This window comes from Sulfurimonas sp. (genome assembly GCF_023229025.1).
Lineage (GTDB): Bacteria > Campylobacterota > Campylobacteria > Campylobacterales > Sulfurimonadaceae > Sulfurimonas.
Map to the genome: position 1 here is coordinate 1 of NZ_JALOAA010000065.1, position 6,412 is coordinate 6,412.

The 6,412-nt window shown below is 36.5% G+C and carries 5 protein-coding genes, 1 tRNA gene and 1 pseudogene; 1 reads left to right on the top strand and 6 read right to left on the bottom strand.

What is annotated here, in order from left to right; all coding sequences use genetic code 11:
• Positions 1-924, bottom strand: a complete 924-nt coding sequence (gene cysK, locus M0Q20_RS10690; RefSeq protein WP_295061770.1) for a cysteine synthase A — start codon at positions 922-924, stop codon at positions 1-3.
• A gap of 290 nt (positions 925-1,214) precedes the next feature.
• Here cysK and M0Q20_RS10695 point away from each other — a divergent pair, with 290 nt between their 5' ends.
• Positions 1,215-2,033 carry a phospholipase A gene (locus M0Q20_RS10695; RefSeq protein ID WP_295061772.1) on the top strand — a complete coding sequence of 273 codons (819 nt, stop codon included), beginning with the start codon at positions 1,215-1,217 and terminating at the stop codon, positions 2,031-2,033.
• A gap of 12 nt (positions 2,034-2,045) precedes the next feature.
• Here the strand turns inward: M0Q20_RS10695 and M0Q20_RS10700 are convergent.
• From M0Q20_RS10700 to M0Q20_RS10720, 5 genes and pseudogenes are all read right to left on the bottom strand, one after another.
• A tRNA-Leu gene (locus M0Q20_RS10700) sits at positions 2,046-2,130 on the bottom strand.
• 59 nt (positions 2,131-2,189) lie between these two features.
• On the bottom strand, positions 2,190-2,504 hold the full coding sequence (locus M0Q20_RS10705) for a F0F1 ATP synthase subunit C (RefSeq protein ID WP_295061773.1): 315 nt from the start codon (positions 2,502-2,504) through the stop codon (positions 2,190-2,192).
• Between the two features lie 139 nt (positions 2,505-2,643).
• On the bottom strand, positions 2,644-4,809 hold the full coding sequence (locus M0Q20_RS10710) for a polyribonucleotide nucleotidyltransferase (protein WP_295061775.1): 2,166 nt from the start codon (positions 4,807-4,809) through the stop codon (positions 2,644-2,646).
• Positions 4,799-5,461: a phosphoribosyltransferase gene (locus M0Q20_RS10715; RefSeq protein ID WP_295061776.1), complete on the bottom strand. Its 663-nt coding sequence runs from the start codon at positions 5,459-5,461 to the stop codon at positions 4,799-4,801. The genes M0Q20_RS10710 and M0Q20_RS10715 overlap by 11 nt, the downstream gene beginning before the upstream one ends.
• A gap of 3 nt (positions 5,462-5,464) precedes the next feature.
• Positions 5,465-6,412: pseudogene (locus tag M0Q20_RS10720) on the bottom strand (LPS-assembly protein LptD); the annotation flags it as partial.

A 6,412-nucleotide genomic window follows, 5' to 3' on the forward strand; every position in this document is an offset into this window, starting at 1 on the left:
CTACTCATCAAAAAGTTCTGTGCTTAAGTACCTCTCGCCGGTATCACAAAGAATTGTTAAAAGTGTTTTGCCCTTAAACTCTGCCCTTGAAGCAATCTGCATTGTTGCAAATACATTTGCTCCTGCAGATATACCGACTAGCAGACCCTCTTGGCTTGCTAACATTTTTGCTGTATTTATTGCATCCTCATTGCTTACTTTTACAACTTCATCGTATATTGATGTGTCTAATATCTCAGGTATAAATCCTGCGCCTATTCCTTGTATAACATGTGGACCTGCGCACCCTCCTGATAAAACGGCAGAACTCTCAGGCTCAACTGCAAAGATTGCAATATTTGGTATCTTTGCTTTTAATACCTTTGATGTTCCGCTCAGTGTCCCTCCGGTTCCTACCGCTGCTACAAACGCATCAAGTTTTTTATCACTATCTTGAAGTATCTCTTTTGCTGTTGTTAGCTCATGAATCTCTGGATTTGAAGGGTTATTGAACTGTTGTAGAACTATTGAGTTTGAAATCTCCTCTTGTAGCTCATTGGCCTTTTGTATTGCACCGCTCATCCCTAAAGCAGCTGGAGTTAATACAAGTTCTGCTCCTAGTGCTTTTAAAAGCTTTCTTCTCTCTAAGCTCATAGATTCCGGCATAGTTAAAATCAGTTTTAAGCCAAGTGCAGCGCAATTTGAAGCAAGTGCAATTCCTGTATTGCCACTAGTTGGCTCGATAACTGTTGTTCCCTCTATTATTTTACCTGCCTCCATAGCACGTCTAATCATATTAAAACCGATTCTATCTTTTACAGAACTTGTTGGATTCATAAACTCACACTTTGCAATTATATTAGCTCCGGTAAGCGCTGAAGCTTTATTTAATCTAACTAACGGGGTATTACCTATTAGCTCTGTTGTATTTTTGGCAATTTTCATAAATACTCTCCAAGTAAATCAAACATAATATATGATATGCTACCAAAAATAATATTATAGGAGGCTATAATGTATATACATAAACAGATTAACCCAATTGATGTTTATAATTTTTTGCGCTTAGTTTTAAAAAGCAAAGATTATCTTTAGATTATAGAATAATGAAATACTTTAAATATACCAATATAAAAACTATACTATTTTCACTATCTCTACTCTTTTGTTTTAGCTCCCAATTACAGGCTCAAGAAAGTATAGATAGCTCAACTGAATCAAGTAGCGATAGAGCTATGAAACAATTTTTATTTGAGTATCTTGATGCACCAAAAGATTTGGATGAACGAGAGAGTATGATGAGTCAAATATTTAGCAACTTTGGCATGCTTCCTCATGAAAAAACTTTTTTAGTCCCTTTCTCCTACACAACAGAAGATTTTGAGCAAAGAGACCCTCTGCAATACCCAGGATACGGTGAGTTTAACAATAATACTGAAGTGGAATTTCAGATAAGCCTAAAGAAGATTATAAGCTACAACTTCTTTAATCTAAACGAGATAATTTCATTTGGATATACGCAAGAAGTATGGTGGCAATTTTACTCTGATTCAGCTCCTTTTCGTGAGACAAATTATAGACCCGAGATATGGCTAACACTACCTCTTCAAGATAAAATAGACTCTAAATATATACCAAAAGCTCTTAAAATTGGGTTTTGGCATGAATCAAATGGAATGGGAGATCCCTTATCAAGAGAGTGGAATCAACTTTTTGTAGATTTTGTTTTTCAACACAAAAACTTGATAACAACAATTAGAGCCTCAGCTGTTGATGCCGGAGATAACAATAAAGATATCACTTCCTATCTTGGGCATGGACATCTAAAGATAAACTACTTTCTTAAAAAACATCAGTTTGACTTAACATGGCGAAACAATCTTAAATTTAACGGTAATAACAACGGCTCTCTTAAAGCTGAGTGGTCGTACCCAATTGGTAGGTCAAAAAATAACTTCTGGTATATCAAGCTGTTTAACGGATATGGGGCAAGCTTAGTAGATTACAATCATCATCAAAGCAGAATAAGCTTTGGATTTTTATTTTCAAGATAGATTTTTAAATTATGGTGCGATCGGAGAGATTTGAACTCTCACACCCGTAAGGCACTACCCCCTCAAGGTAGCGTGTCTACCGTTCCACCACGATCGCATAAAAAGAAAGATTTAAAATGTTGACCCGAAGGTCAACAGAGGGGTTACTTCGATTTATTAACCTAAGTAAGGGTTTGCGTAAAGTGCGATTAGAGCAATTACAAGTGCGTAGATAACCTGCGCTTCAATCATCGCAAGAGCGATAAACATAGTTGTCATTAGTTTAGCCCCTAAACCTGGGTTACGTGCTGTACCTGCGATTGTAGCAGCTGCAGTATGACCCATACCGATAGCTCCACCAAGAGCAGCAAGACCAAGACCAAGACCGGCAGCGATCATTGAGTATGCTTTTAGAGTTTGGTTAGCAACATCGCCATCATTAGCAAATGCTGCAGTAGCAAGAGCTACCATTAAAAATAGAACTTTTTTCATAAGTTTCTCCATTAAAATTATTACAAATTCTTTCGGATAGCGTAACGACATCAAAATGGCGCAACCTAAACATAAATGCCTAGATTTCCCTACTAGAAATTGATGGGCGGATTATACTAAAAAAATGCTAAATATTCTCTTATGCTCTGCCTAAAGATATCTTGTTACCTTTAAACTCTAATATCTCAACATCTATCTCCTCGCCTTCACTCAACACATCACTAACCTTATCTACTCTTTGGTCTGATATTTTAGAGATATGAATAAGCCCGTCCGTACCATCCGGAAGCTCTACAAATGCACCAAAATCGACTATTTTCTTAACGACTCCCTTATATTTATCGCCAACTTTATACTCTATTTTTGGACTCTTTGGAGCATTAACAATACCTTCAATATGCTCTTTGGCAGCTTGTACTCCACTTTTACTCTTGCCTGTTACTTTAACTTTTCCATCTTTTTTGTCTATGTCGATTGCTACTTCAAACTTATCAATTATCTCACGAATTGTTTTACCTGCCTGACCGATAATCTCGCCTATAAAACTTGGGTTAATATGAAAAAAGTCTGTACTTGGCAAAACACCATCATTAAATTCAATTTTTTTCTCAGCTTCTTGCATAATATCTATAATATGTGCTCTTCCCTCTTTTGCCTGATAAAGCGCCTCTTTTAAAACATTTAAACTAATCCCGCCTAATTTTATATCCATCTGCATAGCAGTTATGCCATCTTTAGAGCCGGTTACCTTAAAATCCATATCGCCGTCATGATCTTCTAAGCCCATAATATCTGATAAAATTGCGTAGTTATTTCCTTCGCTTACCATACCCATAGCAATCCCTGCTACAGTCTCTGAAGTGTCAATATCAGCTGCTCTTAAGGCCATATAACCACCACAAACAGTTGCCATAGAAGAGGAGCCGTTTGATTCTAGTATCTCTGAAACAAGGCGAACTGTCTGCCCATCAAGATTGACGATTGGCTCTAGTGCTCTTTTAGCTAAATTACCATGTCCTAGCTCTCTTCTTTTTGTCCCCATAACCGGAGAAGCTTCCCCGACGCTAAAACCGGGAAAATTATAGTGAACCATAAAGTTCTCGTTTTGCACACCATCGTCGGTAAGGGTTTCAAACATCTGTGCATCTTTTGATCCACCCATTGTAAGAACAACCAACGCTTGAGTCTCTCCACGGGTAAACAGACATGATGCATGTGCGCGAGGAAGAACGTTTGTGCTTATAGATATTGGTCTTATCTCATTTAAAGCTCTACCGTCAGCACGGATTTTATCATTTAAAATCTGTGCTCTTACCTGCTCTTTTTTGACTTTTTCTATTGCATCTTTAAGTTCTACTTCATCCCATTTTTCTTGTGTAAGCATAATTTTTTTTCTAAGTGCTCTTAGAGCAGTTGAACGCTCTGATTTTGCCATCTGATTCATAGCATCTTTTATATCTGATAGATGTTTTTCTCTTACATAACCGACCATATCTTCATTTATCACATGAGATTTATACCCTATCTCTTTTGTCTCTTTTTTAAACTCTTTAAATGCATCTTCATACTTGATATTACTCTCAAAAAGAAGCTCTTGCGTCTTTTGTAAAATTTTTATAAGCTCATCTTCGGGCAGTGCATTTGAGGCATGTGTAGTAATAAAAGGTGCACTCATTGTAGGATCTAACAGTGGATCAACAACAAGGGCATTATCTATCTTCTCTGAGCCGATACTTCTCATCTCAATCATTAAAAGCTCATCTTTTGTTCCAGATAGGTATAGATCCAAAGTGGAGTTGTTTAACTCTGATAAAGTAGGATTTAAAACCAACTCCCCATCGACCATGGATGCCCTTACTGCAGAGACAGACTTATTGATGTCTATATCGCTTACATATAGAGCTGCGGAAGCTGCATTTAAAGCCAATACCTGTAAATCAGCCTCAGAATCAACACTAAATGTCATAATTGTTATCTGTGTAGGGTGCCCGAAGCCTTTAGGAAAAAGTGGACGAAGAGAGCGGTCAACTATGCGAGAAGTCAAAGTTTCAAAATCACTCGGCTTTGTCTCACGCTTAAAAAATCCGCCGGGAATCTTACCTGCAGCATATGTTTTTTCAATATACTGTACTGTTAATGGAAGAAAATCATCTTTTACTATCTCTGTCTCATCTATTACAACTGTTGCTAAAATAACGGTATCGCCGCTCTTTACCCAAGCAGCTCCATTAGCCTGTTTTGCAACTTCACTAAACGAATACTCTTCGCTTCTATTTTCTAGCTCTACTTTTATATCATACTTCACTTTTTTCTCCTAATATTTTCTCTATCGTATCTTCATCTACCTTTTGCAACTCTTCATAATAGAGAGATGTTTCAACATAATCATCTATATTGTAGAGAAAAAATATATTATCCGTAAATGGCTCTAAGGACTCTAAAACATCACTCGGTATAATAGGAACTGCAATATATACCGCCTTTGGTCTCATGGCCAAAATCATCTTAAGTGCAGTTACAAACTTTAGTCCCGTCTCACTTCCTTCATCAACCAATAAAACTACTTGACTATTCATTGATGCAAAAGGTCTTCCCTTTCTATATTGATATATATAACTAAGAATCTTCTCTTCATTTTTCCTACGCGCTTCACCATAAATATAGTCATATTTTATTTCAAAAGCATCTACAAGATTCTCGTTTATAACAATCTCCTCTCCCTCGCAGACTCTAGCTATCTCACACTCACTGTTATTTGGCGCCAATATTGCTTCTGAAAAAAGAAAATCAATACTATTTTTATACTTACCTCTAAGTTGATGGGCTAGCTCCAAGCCACCTCTAGATACCGCTACTAGCTTCCAGTTCTCATCTTTTAGTTTTTGCATAGGTACAACTTCCTGAAGTCTTTTTGCCGCATCTGCTCTATTTTTGAGTATATTTTTATATTTTATCATTACTTAGTTTGCCTCTGATTTATCAGGCAGTCTATATACAAAACCAGATAATCTGCCCTCATTTTTCATAATAGGCTTAAGCCTAATTGTCAGATATATAAATCTGTCATACACAGAGTCTGAGAGCCCATCTTGGTTAAGAATTGGTCTATTGTTTTCAAGATATGTAAGTCCAAAGTCCCAGCATCTTTTTTGATATAAAAATCCAACTTCAAAACTCTTTTTATCACTTCTCTCAAGGTCATAATCAAGTCTAAAATGGTAAGAGTAGTGCTTGTTATATTTATAACTTACACTTGAAGTCATATAATTAGTAATCGGCGTATAAGTAGAGGTCTGGGGCAAGAAACTATCTTTGTACATGTGTGATAATCCAATATTAAAACTCTGATTATTGTATGATATTTTATTAAAATTTTTGGAAAAAGCGCTCTCGTCATAATTATAAAACATATTGTTATAAAAGTTAATATTCTCAGCTATCTGGTAATCAAGCTCGTTTTCAAGTTCGCCTGCTCCTCCACCCACATCTTCATATGAATAGTTCTGTGAGAGTCTATGATAAAAGATCTGCTTACCTTCGGAGTCGTAAAGATAGTGTGAGAAATATAACTGCAAATTCTCCTCTATCTCAGAGATATTATAAAATTCACATACAGGGTCTAACTTATTTGCAGGCAGCTTACAATAATCAGTATACTCTTTATAATCCTCATAATACCCTTGCTCCGTTTTTGAGCCTTCTTTTTGATACGTTGCGCCTAAATCTATTACATGAGTACTCTCCTCATACGCCTTTGTCAACTGTGTTGATGCAGAGAAAACATGATAGTTTCTTGCAAAGATTCCGTTGTCGTACTCATATATAGATGGATTAGCGGAGTCGTCTTCTCCGGTAAAGATTGTATGTTGCGCATATAAATTTGAGTCATAAGATAGATTTAAAAGCTC

Excerpts from the sequence above, each read along its gene's own strand:
- M0Q20_RS10695 (WP_295061772.1), top strand. The coding sequence starts at position 1,215 with ATGAAACAATTTTTATTTGAGTATCTTGATGCACCAAAAGATTTGGAT.
- M0Q20_RS10705 (WP_295061773.1), bottom strand. The coding sequence starts at position 2,504 with ATGAAAAAAGTTCTATTTTTAATGGTAGCTCTTGCTACTGCAGCATTT.
- cysK (WP_295061770.1), bottom strand. The coding sequence starts at position 924 with ATGAAAATTGCCAAAAATACAACAGAGCTAATAGGTAATACCCCGTTA.
- M0Q20_RS10715 (WP_295061776.1), bottom strand. The coding sequence starts at position 5,461 with ATGATAAAATATAAAAATATACTCAAAAATAGAGCAGATGCGGCAAAA.